General features: G+C 71.6%; 17 protein-coding genes. 15 read left to right on the top strand and 2 right to left on the bottom strand.

The window, feature by feature from the left end; translation table 11 throughout:
• Nucleotides 1–474: a DUF4870 domain-containing protein gene (locus BIU89_RS15735; protein ID WP_083404419.1), complete on the bottom strand. Its 474-nt coding sequence runs from the start codon at nt 472–474 to the stop codon at nt 1–3.
• Between the two features lie 110 nt (nt 475–584).
• Here BIU89_RS15735 and hrcA point away from each other — a divergent pair, with 110 nt between their 5' ends.
• From hrcA to BIU89_RS15660, 15 genes are all read left to right on the top strand, one after another.
• Entirely contained in the window at nt 585–1,604 is a 1,020-nt protein-coding gene (hrcA, locus tag BIU89_RS15730) for a heat-inducible transcriptional repressor HrcA (RefSeq protein WP_027465308.1), read from the top strand.
• Nucleotides 1,605–1,637: 33 nt separating this feature from the next.
• Entirely contained in the window at nt 1,638–2,750 is a 1,113-nt protein-coding gene (gene dnaJ / locus BIU89_RS15725) for a molecular chaperone DnaJ (RefSeq protein ID WP_017886671.1), read from the top strand.
• Nucleotides 2,750–3,487, top strand: a complete 738-nt coding sequence (locus BIU89_RS15720) for a 16S rRNA (uracil(1498)-N(3))-methyltransferase (protein ID WP_071248116.1) — start codon at nt 2,750–2,752, stop codon at nt 3,485–3,487. The genes dnaJ and BIU89_RS15720 overlap by 1 nt, the downstream gene beginning before the upstream one ends.
• A gap of 38 nt (nt 3,488–3,525) precedes the next feature.
• Nucleotides 3,526–3,879 carry a histidine triad nucleotide-binding protein gene (locus BIU89_RS15715; protein ID WP_027465310.1) on the top strand — a complete coding sequence of 118 codons (354 nt, stop codon included), beginning with the start codon at nt 3,526–3,528 and terminating at the stop codon, nt 3,877–3,879.
• Entirely contained in the window at nt 3,869–5,011 is a 1,143-nt protein-coding gene (locus BIU89_RS15710) for a PhoH family protein (RefSeq protein WP_071248113.1), read from the top strand. Before BIU89_RS15715 ends, BIU89_RS15710 begins: the two co-directional genes overlap by 11 nt.
• Complete coding sequence (gene ybeY, locus BIU89_RS15705) at nt 5,008–5,469, top strand: rRNA maturation RNase YbeY (RefSeq protein ID WP_017886675.1); 462 nt, start codon at nt 5,008–5,010, stop codon at nt 5,467–5,469. The genes BIU89_RS15710 and ybeY overlap by 4 nt, the downstream gene beginning before the upstream one ends.
• A 3-nt stretch (nt 5,470–5,472) precedes the next feature.
• Nucleotides 5,473–6,795, top strand: coding sequence for a hemolysin family protein (locus BIU89_RS15700; protein ID WP_071248109.1), 1,323 nt, complete (start codon nt 5,473–5,475; stop codon nt 6,793–6,795).
• Complete coding sequence (gene era, locus BIU89_RS15695) at nt 6,792–7,730, top strand: GTPase Era (protein WP_071248106.1); 939 nt, start codon at nt 6,792–6,794, stop codon at nt 7,728–7,730. The genes BIU89_RS15700 and era overlap by 4 nt, the downstream gene beginning before the upstream one ends.
• Nucleotides 7,731–7,803: 73 nt before the next feature.
• Nucleotides 7,804–9,042: a sensor histidine kinase gene (locus BIU89_RS15690; protein ID WP_051596686.1), complete on the top strand. Its 1,239-nt coding sequence runs from the start codon at nt 7,804–7,806 to the stop codon at nt 9,040–9,042.
• Nucleotides 9,039–9,728 carry a response regulator gene (locus BIU89_RS15685; RefSeq protein WP_035808237.1) on the top strand — a complete coding sequence of 230 codons (690 nt, stop codon included), beginning with the start codon at nt 9,039–9,041 and terminating at the stop codon, nt 9,726–9,728. Before BIU89_RS15690 ends, BIU89_RS15685 begins: the two co-directional genes overlap by 4 nt.
• Nucleotides 9,729–9,840: 112 nt before the next feature.
• Nucleotides 9,841–10,593, top strand: coding sequence for an ABC transporter ATP-binding protein (locus BIU89_RS15680; protein ID WP_071248103.1), 753 nt, complete (start codon nt 9,841–9,843; stop codon nt 10,591–10,593).
• Complete coding sequence (locus tag BIU89_RS15675; protein WP_027465316.1) at nt 10,590–11,990, top strand: ABC transporter permease; 1,401 nt, start codon at nt 10,590–10,592, stop codon at nt 11,988–11,990. Before BIU89_RS15680 ends, BIU89_RS15675 begins: the two co-directional genes overlap by 4 nt.
• A 465-nt stretch (nt 11,991–12,455) precedes the next feature.
• Nucleotides 12,456–14,225 (top strand): 2-isopropylmalate synthase, encoded by a 1,770-nt coding sequence (gene leuA, locus BIU89_RS15670; RefSeq protein ID WP_071248100.1) that lies wholly within the window; start codon nt 12,456–12,458, stop codon nt 14,223–14,225.
• A 210-nt stretch (nt 14,226–14,435) separates the two neighbouring features.
• Nucleotides 14,436–15,290 carry a DNA repair protein RecO gene (gene recO / locus BIU89_RS15665; RefSeq protein WP_027465318.1) on the top strand — a complete coding sequence of 285 codons (855 nt, stop codon included), beginning with the start codon at nt 14,436–14,438 and terminating at the stop codon, nt 15,288–15,290.
• Nucleotides 15,287–16,084 (top strand): isoprenyl transferase, encoded by a 798-nt coding sequence (locus BIU89_RS15660; RefSeq protein ID WP_071248097.1) that lies wholly within the window; start codon nt 15,287–15,289, stop codon nt 16,082–16,084. The genes recO and BIU89_RS15660 overlap by 4 nt, the downstream gene beginning before the upstream one ends.
• 41 nt (nt 16,085–16,125) lie before the next feature.
• Here the strand turns inward: BIU89_RS15660 and BIU89_RS15655 are convergent, their stop codons facing one another.
• Nucleotides 16,126–17,073, bottom strand: coding sequence for a LysR family transcriptional regulator (locus BIU89_RS15655; RefSeq protein ID WP_071248094.1), 948 nt, complete (start codon nt 17,071–17,073; stop codon nt 16,126–16,128).
• Nucleotides 17,074–17,079 lie beyond the last annotated feature (6 nt).

Genomic DNA, 17,079 nt, shown 5'->3' with positions numbered 1-17,079 from the left:
TTACTGCTTGATGAACTCGATCGAGAGCGGGTAGCGGTAGAACTGGCCCTGGTTCGCGGCGATCGCGGCCATGATGCTGAAGATCAGCGACACGATGCCCGCTGCCAGCACGATCAGGACCCCGACGCCGAACACCGACGTGAGCGAACCGACCACGTAGGCGATGCCCATCGTGATGTGGAAGTTCAGCGCGACGCGGGTGTGCTCGCGGACGAAGCCGCCGCGGTCGCGGAGGACCAGGTAGGCGACCAACGGTGCGATGAAGTTGAAGAAGATGCCGCCGATGTGCGTCAGCGTGGCCCACAGGCGCTGGTCCTCCGGGCTCATCGGCCGGGGCGGGGTGTAGCCGGCGGGGTACTGCGGCCCGCCGGGGTACTGCGGTCCGCCGGGCTGCTGGGGGCCACCGGGGCCGTGGCCGTACTGGCCGCCGGGCTGCTCGGGTCCGGGGCCGTCGGGCTGCTGTCCGTAGGTCATGGCGGAAGCGTATCGGCCGACCGCCCGGAAGTCCCGGGCCGTCAGCGGTCGGGCGTAGGATCAGCAGTCGACACGTCCGAGTGCCAGGTCGATCGGGAAAGGAGGCGCTCGTGGTCAGTGAACGCAGCCTCGAGGTCCTCAAGGCCATCGTGCGCGACTACGTGGCGTCGCGTGAACCCGTCGGTTCGAAGACCATCGTCGAGCGGCACGCCTTCGGGGTCAGCGCCGCGACGATCCGCAACGACATGGCCCTGCTCGAGGACGAGCAGCTGATCGCCGCGCCGCACACCTCGTCCGGCCGGGTGCCGACCGACAAGGGGTACCGCGTCTTCGTGGACCACCTGGCGGGTGCCCGTCCGCTCTCCAGCGCGCAGCGGCACGCCATCGAGACCTTCCTCGGCGCCCCGAACGACCTCGACGAGGTCCTCGGGCGCACCGTCCGGCTGCTCAGCCAGCTCACCAACCAGGTCGCCCTGGTGCAGTACCCCTCGATGGTGCGCGCCCGGGTGCAGCACGTCGAGCTCGTCCGGCTCGGTGACGCCCGGTTGATGGTGGTGCTCATCACCGACACCGCCCGCGTCGAACAGCGCGTGGTCGAGACCGACGTCCCGCTCGACGAAGACTCGCTGGGTGAACTCCGCACCGTGGTGAACGGCGCGACGGTGGGGCTCCTGCTGCAGGACGTCCCGACCGCGCTCCGAGCCGTGCCGCAGCAGCTCCGCCCCGACGCCCAGACGCTCGGCGGGGTCGTCGTCGCCACGCTCATCGAGCAGGTCGCGGCGAACCGGCAGGACCGCCTGCTGATGGCCGGTGCGGCCAACCTGGCGAAGAGCGAGCAGGACTTCTCCGGCGGCCTCTTCCCGGTGCTCGAAGCGATCGAGGAACAAGTCACCCTGCTCCGGTTGTTCGGGGAGATGCAGGTGGACGACATCGCGGTGGCGGCCAGCATCGGCGTCGAGAACGCCGAGTACGGGCTCGACGCCACGAGCATCGTCGCCGGCGGCTACCTGGCCGGTGGCGAGGTGGCCCGCCTGGGCGTCCTCGGACCGACCCGCATGGACTACGGCACGAACATGGCGGCCGTCCGCGCCGTCGCCCGCTACCTGTCCAAGCTCCTGGGCGAACACTGACCAACCGACCGAACCCAACCGACTGAGGGATACGTGGCAGACCACTACGACGTCCTCGGCGTCCAGCGAGACGCCTCCGATGCCGACATCAAGAAGGCCTACCGCCGCCTGGCGCGTGAGCTCCACCCGGACGTGAACCCGGCACCCGACGCCGCCGAGCGCTTCAAGGACGTGACGCACGCGTACGACGTGCTGAGCGACCCTGAGCAGCGGCGCCGGTACGACGCCGGGCCGCAGGCCGACAGCCCCTTCGGCGGTGGCGCCGGTGGCTTCAGCGACATCTTCGACGCCTTCTTCGGCGGCGGCGGTGGCGGCGGCCGTGGATCCGGCCCGCGCAGCCGTGCCGAGCGCGGCCAGGACGCCCTGCTCCGCATCGAGGTCGACCTCGACGAGGTCGTCTTCGGCACCCACAAGGACGTCGAGGTCGACACGGCGGTGCTGTGCGAGACCTGCCACGGCTCCTGCTGCGCACCGGGCACCAGCCCGCGCACGTGCGACATCTGCGGTGGCTCCGGGCACATCCAGCGCCAGGTCCGTTCGCTCCTGGGCAACGTGGTGACGAGCGCCCCGTGCGGCACGTGCCGCGGCTACGGCACCGTCATCCCGAGCCCCTGCCCGACCTGCCAGGGTCAGGGCCGCGTCCGCGCGCGTCGCACCGTGCCGGTGGACGTCCCCGCCGGCGTCGACTCCGGACTCCGCCTGCAGATGCCCGGCCAGGGCGAGGTCGGTCCGGCCGGCGGCCCGTCCGGCGACCTGTACCTCGAGATCCGCGTGCGCCACGACGACGTCTTCAGCCGCGACGGCGACGACCTGCTCGCGACGCTCGAGGTCGGCATGACCGACGCCGTCCTCGGCACGACCACCACGATCGACGGTCTCGACGGTCCGGTCGAGCTCGAGATCCGTCCCGGTGTGCAGAGTGCCGACGTCCTCGTCATCAAGGACCGCGGCATCACGAAGCTGCGCGGGAACGGCCGCGGTGACCTGCGGGTCGGCGTGCAGGTCGTCACGCCGACCAAGCTGTCCCACAAGGAACGGCAGCTGGTCGAGCAGCTCGCGAAGTCGCACAAGACCACCGCCCCGCAGCTCGCCCGGTTCCAGCAGGGCATGTTCGGCAAGCTCCGCGACCGGTTCTTCAACCACTGATGGCGTCGCTGTACCTCGTCGACTCGCTGGACGGCGTCGCCGTCGGTGACCCGGTGTCGCTCGACGGCGCCGAGGGCCGGCACGCGGTCTCCGTCGCGCGCGTCCGGGTCGGCGAGGTCCTGCGGATCGCCGACGGCCGGGGCACCGTGGTCTCCGGTCCGGTGACGGCACTCGGCAAGGACACGCTGGAGCTCGCGGTCGAGACCGTCGAGCACCAGGACGCACCGCGCCCGTCGCTGACACTCGTGCAGGCCCTGGCCAAGGGCGGTCGCGACGAGATGGCCGTGCAGGCGGCGACCGAGATCGGCGTCGACCGGGTGGTGCCGTGGTCGGCCGCGCGCAGCGTCTCCCGGTGGGACGGCGCGAAGGTCGAGAAGGGCCGTGCCCGATGGGCCGCGATCGCGCACGAGGCCGCGAAGCAGGCGATCCGTCCGCGCGTGCCCGTCGTCGCGCCGCTGGTGACGACCGGACAGATTTTGTCCGCGCTCGGGGACGGGACCACCCTCGTCCTGCTCGACCCGACCGCGACCGTGCGGCTCGCCACCTGGGAGCCCCCGACGGACGCCGAGGACATCGCCCTCGTCGTCGGCCCCGAAGGAGGCATCGACGGCGCGGAGCTCGACCGGCTCGAGGCCGCGGGCGCCGTGCGGGTCCGACTCGGCGACAGCGTGCTCCGCACGTCCACCGCCGGACCGGCGGCACTCGCTGTCCTGCAGGCGCGACTGGGTCGCTGGTGAGCCGGACCACGCCGTCGGGCGCGTCCTACGATGGACCCATGAGCAGCAGCACGCCCAGCGTCTTCTCCAAGATCATCGCGCGCGAGATCCCGGCGACCATCGTCGCCGAGGACGACCGTGTGATCGCGATCGAGGACATCGCCCCGAAGGCTCCCGTCCACGTGCTCGTCGTCCCCAAGACCGAGCAGTACGCGAACGTCGGCGAACTCGCAGCGGGCGACCCCGACCTGCTGGCCCACGTCGTCGCCACCGCGCAGCGCATCGCCGACGAGCGCGCCGACGGCCAGTTCCGACTCGTCTTCAACACCGGCGAAGCCGCCGGTCAGACCGTGTTCCACGTGCACGCGCACGTACTCGCAGGTGAACTGCAGGAAGGCACCCTTGCCGGTTAACGAACCAGTACAGCCCACCGCCGCCGACGACGAGTCCGTCTCGGTCTCGCTCCAGGTCGACGGCATCGCCATGGTGCAGCTGCTCGGTCCCCAGGACCGTCTGCTCAAGACCGTCGAGCGCCAGTACCCGGGCGTCCGGGTCGTCGTCCGTGGCAACGAGGTCACGCTGACCGGGCCCGAGCGCGACGTCGCACGCGCGAAGGCGCTCGTCGACGAGCTCGTCGGCATGGTCCGGCGCGGGCAGGAGATCGGCCCGTCCGACATCCCGATGTCCGCGCGCATCCTCGACGACGACCGCAAGCCGTCCGACACCTTCGGCACCCCGATCGTGTCGAGCCGCGGCAAGTCCGTCCGCCCGAAGACGGACGGGCAGCGCGCCTACGTCGACGCCATCGACGAGCACACCATCACGTTCGGCATCGGTCCGGCCGGTACCGGCAAGACGTACCTGGCGATGGCCAAGGCCGTGCAGGCGCTGCAGCGGCGCGAGGTCAACCGGATCATCCTCACCCGTCCCGCGGTCGAGGCCGGCGAGCGGCTCGGCTTCCTGCCGGGCACGCTCACCGACAAGATCGACCCGTACCTGCGCCCGCTGTACGACGCCCTCAACGAGATGATGGACCCGGAGCTGGTCCCGAAGCTCCTGGCGGCCGGCACCGTCGAGGTCGCCCCGCTGGCGTACATGCGTGGCCGGACCCTCAACGACTCCTTCGTGGTGCTCGACGAGGCGCAGAACACCACGCCCGAGCAGATGAAGATGTTCCTGACCCGGCTCGGGTTCGGTTCGAAGATGGTCATCACGGGTGACATCACCCAGGTCGACCTGCCGGGCAACGTCTCCGGTCTCCGGCTCGTGACGCGCATCCTCGACCAGGTCGAGGACATCCACTTCGCCCGTCTCGGCAGCGAGGACGTGGTCCGCCACACCCTCGTCGGCCGGATCGTCGACGCGTACACGGTCTACGACGAGGAGCGCCTCGCCGAGCAGGCCGGGCAGCGTCCCGGTGGCCGTGGCACCGCCCCGGTCGGCAACCCCGACGGAGCGAACCGCGCCGAACGCCGTGGGCGCCCGCCGCAGGACCGCGCACGACCCCCGTACCCCCAGAACGACGCCCGAGGAGGCACCCGGTGAGCATCGAGCTCAACAACGAGTCCGGCGTCGAGGTGGACGAGGCCGCGATCCAGCGGCTCGCCGCGTTCGCCCTGGACGCGATGCACGTCCACGCCGATGCCGAGCTCGCGATCGTGCTGGTCGACGAGGGCGCGATGGAGCAGCTGCACGTCCGGTGGATGGACGAGCCCGGACCGACGGACGTCCTGAGCTTCCCGATGGACGAACTGCGCCCCGGCACCGAGGACGACCCCACGCCTGCCGGGCTGCTGGGCGACATCGTGCTCTGCCCGCAGGTGGCCGAGGAGCAGGCGAAGACCGCCGGGCACTCGAGCACCGACGAGATGCTGCTGCTCACCTGCCACGGCATCCTGCACCTGCTCGGCTTCGACCACGCCGAGCCCGACGAGAAGGCCGAGATGTTCGGCATCCAGGGCGAGATCCTGACCGCCTTCGCCGCCCAGCACCGAGGGCGGTAGCCGGTGGTCGTCGTCGCCGGACTCCTCGCGGTGGCGCTGGGGCTCGTCGTGCTCGGCGGGCTCCTCGCCGCGAGCGACGCCGCACTCTCGGTGGTCTCCCGTGCCGACCTCGAGGAGATCGCCAGGGGCAACAAGCGCCGCCGTGCCATCGAGGCGATCGCTGACGACGTCGGGGCGCACGTCAACGCGCTGAACTTCTTCCGGGTCCTCGCCGAGACCGCGGCTGCGGTGCTCGTGACGATCGCCCTCGTACGCGCCTTCGACAGCTGGTGGATCGCACTCGTCGTCTCCGCCGCGATCATGACCGCGGTGTCGTTCGTGCTGGTCGGGTCGAGTCCGCGCAGCGTGGGACGCGCCCACGCCGAGCGGCTGATCGGTGCGACCGGCGGCATCGTCCGTGGGGTCCGCATCGTGCTCGGTCCGCTGGCCGGGCTGCTCGTGCGGATCGGCGACCGCGTCACCCCCGGCCGCGGCCGGAGCGCCTCCACCGTGTCGAGCGAGGAGCAGCTGCTCTCGCTCGTCGACGAGGCCACCGAGAGCAACGTGCTCGAGGACGAGGACCGCGAGCTCATCCACTCGGTGTTCGAGTTCAGCGACACCCTGGTGCGCGAGGTCATGGTGCCCCGCACGGACATGCTCACCGTCGACGGTGCGGAGACGCTGGCCGCGGCCATGGAGCAGTTCCTGGCCGCCGGGGTGTCCCGGATGCCGGTGACGGGCAAGGACAGCGACGACGTGCGGGGGGTGCTCTACCTGCGCGACGTTGCGCGGTGGCTGTACGAACGGCCGGCGTCCCGCAGTGAGCGGGTCAGCCGGCTGCTGCGGCCCGCCGAGTTCGTGCCGGAGTCGAAGCACGCCGACGACACCCTGCGGCACATGCAGGTCGCCAAGAACCACCTGGTGCTGGTGGTCGACGAGTACGGCGGTGTCGCCGGGCTCGTGACCATGGAGGACCTCATCGAAGAGCTCGTCGGCGACATCTCCGACGAGTACGACCGCGCCGTCGTCGACCGGACCGAGGTCGAACCGGGCATCTGGCGGATCTCCGCTCGACTGCCGATCGACGAGCTCGGCGACCTGTTCGGCATCGAGCTCGACGACGACGACGTCGACACCGCCGGTGGCCTGCTCACCAAGGAGCTCGGACACCTCGCCGTCTCCGGCGACACCGTCACCGTGTCCGGGGTCGTCCTGACCGCCGACCGGGTGGAGGGCAAGCGCCGCCACCTCATCACCGTGCTCGCCGAGCGCACCCACGCCCTGGCCGACGTCGAGGACGCCTTCGACGACGCCGAACCCACCACGACGGGAACCACGCACGCATGACCGACCCCGACACCACCCAGGCCGGCTCGGAGAAGCCCTACCGCGCGGGCTTCGTCTCGTTCGTCGGCCGTCCGAACGTCGGCAAGTCGACGCTGACCAACGCCCTGGTGGGCGAGAAGGTCGCCATCACCTCGTCGAAGCCGCAGACCACCAGGCGCGCCATCCGCGGGATCGTGCACCGGCCCGACGGCCAGGTGATCATCGTCGACACCCCGGGCGTGCACCGGCCGCGCACCCTGCTCGGCGAACGGCTGAACGACCTCGTGCAGTCCACCCTCGGCGACGTCGACGTGATCGGGTTCTGCGTGCCGGCGAACGAGCCCGTCGGTCCCGGCGACCGGTTCATCAACGACACGCTCGACCAGTACCCGCGCGCCAAGAAGATCGCGATCGTCACGAAGATCGACAGCGCCTCCAAGGACCGCGTCGGTGAGCAGCTGCTGGCCGTCTCGAAGCTCCGCGACTGGGACGCCGTGGTGCCGACCTCGGGCACCAGGGGCATGCAGCTCGAAGACCTGCTCGGCGTGATCACCGCCCTGCTCCCCGAGTCGCCGCAGCTGTACGACTCGAGCGCGGTGACCGAGGAGACCGACGAGGAGCGCATCGGGGAACTCATCCGCGAGGCTGCGCTCGAGGGTGTCCGTGACGAGCTGCCGCACTCGCTGGCCGTGGTCATCGAGGACATCGTCGAGCCCGACGCCGACGACGACGCCGACGGCCCCCTGCGCATCTTCGCGAACCTGTTCGTCGAGCGGGACAGCCAGAAGGCGATCGTCATCGGACACAAGGGCGAGCGTCTGAAGGACGTCGGTTCCCGGGCCCGCGTCGAGATCGAGTCGCTGCTCGGCGGCCGGCACGTCTACCTGAACATCCGCGTGAAGGTGGCCAAGGAGTGGCAGCGTGACCCGAAGCAGCTCGGACGCCTCGGCTTCTGACCGTCCGCCGCTCGCACCCCGGGTCATCCGGGCGAGGGACGCGGGGACGAGCGACCCGCCGTACCGTGGACGGGTGTTCCGTCCCATGCTGCGCGCGCAGGTCATCACCGACCTGCTGATCGCCGTGTTGCTCGGCGGCCTCGTGCTGGTCGCCAGCGGGCGCGGGCTCGACGGGCCGCTGTCCGTGGTCACCGTCGTCGGGATGACCGGCGCCCTGGCGATCCGGCGTCTGTCACCCGGGCTCGCCCTGGCTGTGGCGTGGGTGTTCGCGGTCTTCGAGATGGCCACCCTGCAGGTGCCGGACGTGTCGAACGCCTTCATCGCCGGCGTCATGTACACGACGAGTGCCTACGGCAGCCGCCGTGTGCGGCTGGCCGGGCTCGTGTCGGCGATCCTCGGGTCCGTGGCGGCGGCGGCGTACATGGGCTTCGACGACTACCAGAACCGCCTCACCTACGAGACCACCTCGACGTCGGTGCCGGAGTCGCTGCAGGTCACCCTGTCGTTCTTCGCCGTCGTCCTGCTCCTGCTGCTGCTCCCGTGGCTCGCCGGACTCGTCGTCCGGACCCGTCGCTCGGCGAGCATGAGTCGCGAGGCCCAGCTGCTAGCCGAGCGTGACGCCGCGCGGGCCGATCGGGCCGTCGCGGTCGAGCAGGAGCGCGTGCGGATCGCCCGTGACATGCACGACATCGTCGCGCACTCGCTCGCGGTCGTCATCGCGCAGTCCGACGGTGCCCGGTACGCCCTGAAGGCCGACCCCGCGGTGGCCGACCAGGCCCTCAGCACCATCTCGGCCACGGCCCGCCGAGCCCTCGGCGACGTGCGCGAGCTCCTCGGCGCGCTCCGGCACGAGCAGGGGACCGCGCCGACGCCCGAGATCGACGACATCGACCGGCTCGTCGACGAGATGCGGCAGCTCGGGCTCGACGTACGGGTGGAACGCGAGGGCGACCCCGCCGGGCTGCCCACCACCACGCAGCTCGCCGTCTACCGGATCGTGCAGGAGAGCCTGACGAACGCGTACAAGCACGGTGAGCCCGGCAGCCCGGTGCGTGCCGCCCTGACCTACCGGCCGGACACGGTCGAGATCGCCGTCGTGAACCGACGCGCGGACGACGGGGTCCGCGGCCCCGGCACGGGCCACGGCCTGGTCGGCATGCGCGAGCGCGCCGTCATGACCGGCGGCACCATGACCGCCGGGGCCCGAGGGGACGACTTCGCGGTCGCCGTCCGGATGCCGACCGTCCCGGCCAGCGGGCAGATGCCCCGCGGCCGGATCACCCCGACCGAGCAGGAGCGCACCGCCCGATGACCACGATCCCGACCGACGAGCACTCGATCCGTGTCGCCCTCGTCGACGACCAGGCGCTGTTCCGCACCGGCATCCGGATGCTCATCGACTCACAGCCCGACCTGCGGTTCGTCGGCGAGGCGGGCGACGGTGCCGAGGGGGTCGAACTCGTCCGACGGACCCGTCCCGACGTGGTGCTGATGGACGTCCGGATGCCCGTGATGGACGGCATCACGGCGACCGGTCACATCGTCGAGCAGTCCGGCACCGACGGTGCGAAGGTCCTCGTGCTGACCACGTTCGACTTCGACGAGGCCGCCGCCAAGGCCATCCGCGCCGGTGCGAGCGGCTTCGTGCTCAAGGACGCCGACCCCGAGTTCCTGCTCGCGGCGGTCCGGACCGTGCACGCCGGCACCGCGGTGTTCGCCGCGTCGGCCACGCGGGAGCTCCTGCGGCGGTACGACGACTCGGTCGGACGCGCTGCCGCCGTCCCCGCGGCGTTCGCCGACCTCACGCCGCGTGAACGCGAGATCTTCGACCTGGCCGCCCGGGGGTTCAGCAACAGCGAGATCGCCCAGCACGAGTACGTCAGCGAGGCGACCGTGAAGACGCACATCTCGCGGGTCCTGACGAAGCTCGAGCTCCGGGACCGGGTGCGCCTCGTCGTCTTCGCCCACGAACACGGGCTCGTCACCAAGGCCGACTGATGCCGGGTCATCCGCGGGGATGACCCCTCCACAGGCAACCGAGCCGAGCGGACGATCCACAGGAGCCGAGCGGGCGACGCGGGACCGGACCGCTGACCGCCATGGTGGATGCATGACCACGAGCCACGCCCCGATCATCCGCCTCGACCACGTGTCCAAGCACTACGGCGACGACGCCCGACGTGTGACCGCGCTCGACGACGTCAGCGTCGACATCGGCGCGGGGGAGTTCACCGCGGTGATGGGCCCGTCCGGGTCCGGCAAGTCGACCCTCATGCACGTCGCGGCCGGCCTCGATGCCGTGTCCGCCGGCCGGATCCAGATCGACGGCGTCGACATCACGGCCCTGGGCGACAAGGACCTCACCGAGCTGCGTCGTCGTCGGCTGGGCTTCGTGTTCCAGTCGTTCAACCTCGTCCCGACGCTCGACGTCAGCGAGAACATCCGCCTGCCGTTCCTGCTCGGTGGGCACAGGCCCTCGCACGAGGAGACCGCCTGGATCGACCGGCTGGTCGAGATGCTCGGGCTCGGCAACCGGCTGACGCACCGGCCGCACCAGCTCTCCGGCGGGCAGCAGCAGCGCGTCGCCATCGCACGGGCGCTCGCTTCGCGGCCGGCGGTGGTCGTCGCCGACGAACCGACCGGCGCGCTCGACTCCCGCACCGGGCGCGACGTGCTCGCGATCCTCCGCGGCGCCGTCCAGGAATGGGGCCAGAGCGTCGTCATGGTCACGCACGACCCGGTGGCGGCCGCGAACGCCGACCGGATCCTGTTCCTGGCCGACGGCCGGATCGTCGCCGACCGCCCCGCGATGGACGCCGGCGCGATCTCCACGACGATGCTCGGGATGGAGGCAGCAGCGTGAACGGCATCCGATCCTTCGCCCCCACCGTCCTGGTCGCGGCCCTCGGCACCACGTTCGGTTCCGCCCTGGTCATCGCACCGGGGATCGTGACCGAGGCGCTCCGAGCCGCCGGGGTCGCCGACCTCGGACCGATCAAGGCGATCCTGTCGGTGGTCGGGTGGCTGTTCCTCGGCATCGCGCTCTACGTCGGCGCGATCGTCACCGCGAACACCTGCGCCACCCTGATCGCCGGGCAGACCCGGATCATCGCGCTGCAGCGGCTCGTCGGTGCGACCGGGGCGACCCTCCGTGCGCGGATCACCCGCACCGGCCTGGTCGTCGGCGTGCTCGGCGGGGTCGTCGGCGCCGTCGTGGGCACCGCGCTCTCGGCCCTGTTCGTGGTCGTCCTGCGGGGCAACGGGGTCCTGCCCGACGCCGAGTACACGTACGTCCCGTGGGAGCTGGTCCTGCCGGTCGTGGCCGTCGTCCTCGCCACCTGGGGTGCCTTCGCTGCCGGGTCGCGCCGCGTGCTCACCGTCACACCGCTCGAAGCCCTGTCGTCGTCCGTCGAGCCGAGCCACGACGACGTCCGGTCCGGTACGGCCCGCAAGGTCTGGGCGATCGTGCTCATGGCCGGCGGCGCGGTGCTGATGCTGCTCGGGCTCGCGGTGAGCTCGCTGTCCCCGGTCGCGGTCCTTCCGGCGGCGCTCGGCGGGTTCGTGTCCTTCGCGGGGGTCGCCGTGGGGGCGACGATCGTGATGCCGCCCGTGCTGCAGCTCATCGGCCGCATCGGCTCGCACGACCCCGTCGTCCTGCTCGCCGGACGGAACGCGATGCGGGCGCCGGGGCGGTCCTCGCGGGCGACCATCGGGCTCGTCATCGGCGTCACCCTGCTCGTCACCTTCGCGGTGGCGCTCGGCATCATGCAGCACGTGCTCGAGACCGAGATGCGCGCCATGAGCGCGGGGAGCGCCACCCCCGAGATGATCGAGGCGCAGCGGGACCTCTTCGTGCAGATCAACGCCGTCGTCAGCGTGATCGTCGGGTTCTCCGCCGTGATCGCCGCCGTCGGGGTCGTGAACGCCCTGGCGCTCGGGGTGCTCCAGCGTCGACGCGAACTCGGGCTGCTGCGGGTGCTCGGCCTGACCGGCGCGCAGGTCCGACGGATGATCGTGACCGAGGCCGTGCAGATGGTCGTCGCGGCCGTCGTCTCGGGGCTCGCACTCGGCACGCTGTACGGCTGGGTCGGCGGGCAGACGCTGCTCGGCTCGCTCGGGACGCCCGTGGCACCGGTGCTGCCGCCGCTGACCATCGGCATCGTGGTGATCGGCGCGCTGGTCCTGGCGGTCGTCGCCACCATCGCCCCGGTGCGGCGCGCGATGCGCGTCCCGCCGACCGAGGCGCTCGCGGTCGACTGACCCGTCGCCCTGGTCGCACCACGCGACGACACGGGAGGCCCGGTGCCAGCTGGCACCGGGCCTCCCGTGTCGTCGTGTGGTCGCGCCGACGTGCCCTGCCCGGCTCCGCCACGCCGCTCACGTCCGCCGAGGTGTCACGAACCGTCGTCTGGACGCGGCCCGGGCGACAGATCCTGACCGCTCGGCGACCGGCGCGCGGCAGGTCTCGACCACTCGGCACCTCCCCGGCACCCCACCCGGCACCCACCCGGCACCCACTCGGAACCCCGTTCGACGGCACCGGGCGGTCCCGCGTCACACGCTTGCGCCAGCCTGGTACACCGGTGCTACCGTGGGTCCCGATGTACTCGGCACTCCTCCTCCTTCGCTGCCGCGACGAGGCCTGACACTCCGGCCCACCTCGTCGCGGAGTCCGTCGTGGCCGCACCACAACAGCTCACGAACACGCGACGAAAGCGAAGAACGATGCAGAACACCCAGCAGCCCTCCGGGATGCCGATCCACAAGTACGTCCCGTTCCACGAGCAGATCAGCGTCGACCTGCCGGACCGCACCTGGCCCACGAAGCGCATCGACAAGGCGCCGCGCTGGTGCGCCGTCGACCTGCGTGACGGCAACCAGGCCCTCATCGACCCGATGGACGCCGAGCGCAAGCGGGCGATGTTCGACCTCCTCGTCCGGATGGGCTACAAGGAGATCGAGGTCGGGTTCCCCAGCGCCTCGCAGACCGACTTCGACTTCGTCCGGTCGCTGATCGACGAGGGCGCGATCCCCGACGACGTCACCATCCAGGTGCTGACCCAGGCGCGCGAGCACCTCATCCAGCGCACCTACGAGGCGATCGACGGCGCGAAGCAGGCCATCGTCCACCTGTACAACTCGACGAGCATCGTGCAGCGCGAGGTCGTCTTCCGCACCGACGTGCAGGGCGTGGTGGACATCGCGGTCACCGGCGCGAAGCTCTGCAAGGCCGCCGAGGCGACGCTGCAGCACGACACGACGATCTACTACGAGTACTCGCCGGAGTCCTACACGGGCACCGAACTCGAGGTCGCACTGGAGATCTGCAACGCCGTCCTCGAGGTCTTCGAGCCGACGCCCGAGCGCAAGGTCATCATCAACCTGCCCGCCACCGTCGAGATGGCCACACCGAACGTCTACGCCGACTCGATCGAGTGGATGTCCCGCCGCCTCGCCCACCGCGAGGACGTCATCCTGTCGCTGCACCCGCACAACGACCGCGGCACCGCGGTCGCGGCCGCCGAGCTCGGCTACATGGCGGGCGCCGACCGCATCGAGGGCTGCCTGTTCGGCAACGGTGAGCGCACCGGCAACGTGGACCTGATCGCCCTCGGGATGAACCTGTTCACGCAGGGCATCGACCCGGAGATCTCGTTCGCCGACATCGACCAGGTGAAGCGCACGGTCGAGTACTGCAACCAGCTGCCGGTGCCCGAGCGCCAGCCGTGGGCGGGCGACCTCGTGTACACGGCGTTCAGCGGCTCGCACCAGGACGCCATCAACAAGGGCTTCGAGGCGATGAAGGCCAAGGCCGCCGCCGCGGGCAAGGACATCGACGAGATCGAGTGGGCGGTGCCGTACCTGCCCGTCGACCCGAAGGACATCGGCCGGTCGTACGAGGCCGTCATCCGCGTCAACTCGCAGTCCGGCAAGGGCGGTGTGGCGTACCTGCTCAAGACCGACCACGCCCTCGACCTGCCCCGCAAGCTGCAGATCGAGTTCTCCGGCGTCGTGCAGCGGCACACCGACACCGAGGGCGGCGAGTTCTCGTCGCAGCGCATCTGGGACGTGTTCCAGGACGAGTACCTGCCCGCGTCGATCGACGACGAGAAGTGGGGCCGGTACGAGCTCACCAAGACGGCGACGTCGAGCGACTTCGAGGGCACGACCTCGCTGTCCGTGGCACTCCGGGTCGACGAGAGCGCGGTCACGGCCGAGGCCGTCGGCACCGGTCCCATCGACGCGTTCCTGAAGGTGCTCGCCGAGCAGGGCGTCCAGGTCACGCTGTACGACTACTCGGAGCACACGATGAGCGCCTCCGGTGACGCGAAGGCCGCGTCCTACGTCGAGCTCGACGTCGACGGCGTGCGCCTGTGGGGCGTCGGCATCGACGCCGACATCTCGACGGCGTCGCTCAAGGCGATCGTGTCCGCGGTGAACCGCGCGGTGCGTGCGGGGGCCACGGCCGGCGCGCCGGAGCTCGTCTCGGCCTGAGACGCGACCAGCCCTGGAGGCGCGGTGCGGGTCCGTCCCGCACTGCGCCTCCCGTCTGTGCCTGGTCTTTCCCCCGTCACGCGCGATGGCAGGTCGAATCGGGCGTACCTGGTCGATTCTTCCGACCAGGTACGCCCGATTCCACTCGGTACCCCGAGCCCCCGCCCCGCAGCACACGCGGCTGTCGGCGGGGCGGGGGATACTGGGGGCATGCCGCTGTACCGGGACGAGTGCGTCGTGTTGCGCACCCACAAGCTCGGTGAAGCCGACCGCATCGTCACGATGCTCTCGCGGCAGCACGGCAAGATCCGCGCCGTGGCCAAGGGCGTGCGGCGGACGGCGTCGAAGTTCGGCAGCCGCCTCGAGCCGTTCATGGTCGTCGACGCCCAGTTCTACGAGGGCCGTTCGCTCGACATCGTCACCCAGGCGGAGTCCCTCGGCGCGTACGGGGCCCAGATCGTCGCCGACTACGGCGCGTACACCGCGGCCAGCGCCATGGTCGAGACCGCCGACCGACTGAGCGAGGCCGACGCCGGGCTGCAGCAGTACCTGTTGCTCGTCGGGGCGCTCCGCTCGTTGTCGCGGGGTGAGCACCAGTCCAGCGCGACCCTCGACTCGTACCTGCTCCGCGCGATGAGCATCGCGGGGTGGGCCCCCTCGTTCAGCGACTGTGCGGTGACGGGGGAGCCCGGCCCGCACTCGGCGTTCGTGGTGCAGCTCGGGGGTGTCGTCGCCGACCGTGCGGCACCACCGGGGACCCCGCGGCTCGACCCGGCGACGCTCGGGGTGCTCGGCTCCCTGCTCGCCGGTGACTGGGCGACGGTCGACGCCACCGACGAGCGGACGCGTTCGCGGGCCTCCGGCGTGGTCGCGGCCTACGCCCAGTGGCACCTGGAACGATCGCTCCGGTCCCTGCCGCACGTCGACCGCTCCGAACACCCGATGCCGGTGCCGCAGACCCACGGCGGACCCGAGGCGACGGCGCGCGCGGTGGCCTCGACCCCGGCACCCGCCGTGCCCGAGCCCGATCCTGATCCCGCTGTCGAAGGAGCCCCCACCGCATGAGCCCCCGCCGCCCCGACGACGTCGAACCGTTCCGCCCGATCGACTGGACCGGCGAGACGCCCCCGGCGATCCCGGCCCGGTTCGTGCCGGAGCACGTGGCCATCGTCATGGACGGCAACGGCCGGTGGGCGAACGGCCGTGGCCTGACGCGGATCGAGGGGCACAAGGCAGGCGAGGCCTCGCTCCTCGACGTCGTCGCCGGGGCGATCCAGATCGGCGTCCGGCACGTGTCGGCGTACGCGTTCTCGACGGAGAACTGGAAGCGCTCCCCGGAAGAGGTCCGGTTCCTGATGGGCTTCAACCGCGACGTCATCCGCGGTCGCCGCGACCAGCTGCACCAGTGGGGCGTCAAGGTGCGGTGGGCCGGCCGCCGTCCGAGGCTGTGGCGGAGCGTGATCGACGAGCTCGAGACCGCCGAGCGGATGACGGCGGGCAACGACGTCCTCACGCTGACGATGTGCGTGAACTACGGCGGCCGGAACGAGATCGTCGACGCCGTGCGGGGCATGGCCGAGGACGTCGCCGCCGGACGCCTGAAGCCGAGCCAGGTCACCGAGAAGGCACTCGCCAAGCGCCTGTACGTGCCCGAGATGCCCGACGTCGACCTGTTCCTCCGGAGCTCGGGGGAGCAGCGCACCAGCAACTTCCTGCTGTGGCAGTCTGCCTACGCCGAGATGGTGTTCCTCGACCGGCTCTGGCCGGACTTCCGTCGCACCGACCTGTGGGGTGCGATCGAGGAGTACGCCAGCCGCGACCGACGCTACGGCGGCGCGGTCGACACCCCGACGGCCTAGCCCGAGCCCGGGCCCAAGCCCGAGCCCCGAAGCCCGGCCCCTCAGCCCGGCAGCGGCCCCTCGAGCAGGTGGGCTGCGGAGCGCACCGCGTCGAGCGCCGCACGGACGCTCGGCACACGGTCGGCACCACGCGCGACGACGACCTCGACACGCCGGGCGAGCTCGTCGTCCACGGGGTCGATCGCGACACCGGCGGGGATGACCGTCGTCGCGAGTGCCAGCCGGGGGAGCAGCGCCACCCCGAGCCCGGCGGCGACGAGCCCCACCACGGCGGCCGCGTTGTCCGTCTCCAGCACGATGTCCGGCGTGAACCCCGCGCTCGCGCACGACGCGAGCAGGTGCCCACGGCAACGCGGGCAGCCCCCGATCCACCGGGCGTCGTGGTGGGACGCGAGGTCCACGACGGTGGAGCCGGCGGGGCGGAGTCGCGCAGCGCCTCCTGGCTCGATCGGCGTCACCAGCGCGAGCGGGTCGCGACCGAGTGCCCGGGTCACGAGGCCCGGGTCCGGGGTGGTCCCGACCTCGTCGCCGACGTAGGTGAAGGTCAGGGCGACGTCGACCTCGCCGCCGCGCAGCAGGTCGAGTGCCTCGGGTGGCTCGACCTCGACGTACGAGGTCGTCACGCCGGGCGCCGTCGCGGCGAGCCGGGCGAGCACCGCGGGCACGAGGGCGGAGGACGCGCTCGGGAACCCGGCGAGTCGCACCCGGCCACGGCTGAGTCCACCGACGGCGTCGAGGTCCTCGCGCGCCGCGGTCAGCGCGGCCTGGACGTGCAGGGCGTGGTCGGCGAGCACTTGCCCCGCATGCGTGAGGGTCGCACCCCGTCCGCCCCGCAGGACCAGCGCGTGGCCGAGGCGCTGTTCGGCCCGGGCCAGCAGCTGGCTGACGGCCGGCTGGCTCGACCCGAGTGCGGCGGCAGCGCGGGTGATCGACCCGCCGTCGGCCACGGCGCGGAGGACCCGGAGCAACTGGGGATCGATGTCGTCCATCACCCG

Source organism: Curtobacterium sp. MCBA15_005, from assembly GCF_001864855.1.
Lineage (GTDB): Bacteria > Actinomycetota > Actinomycetes > Actinomycetales > Microbacteriaceae > Curtobacterium > Curtobacterium flaccumfaciens.
This window is presented reverse-complemented; position numbering and strand designations above follow the sequence as displayed.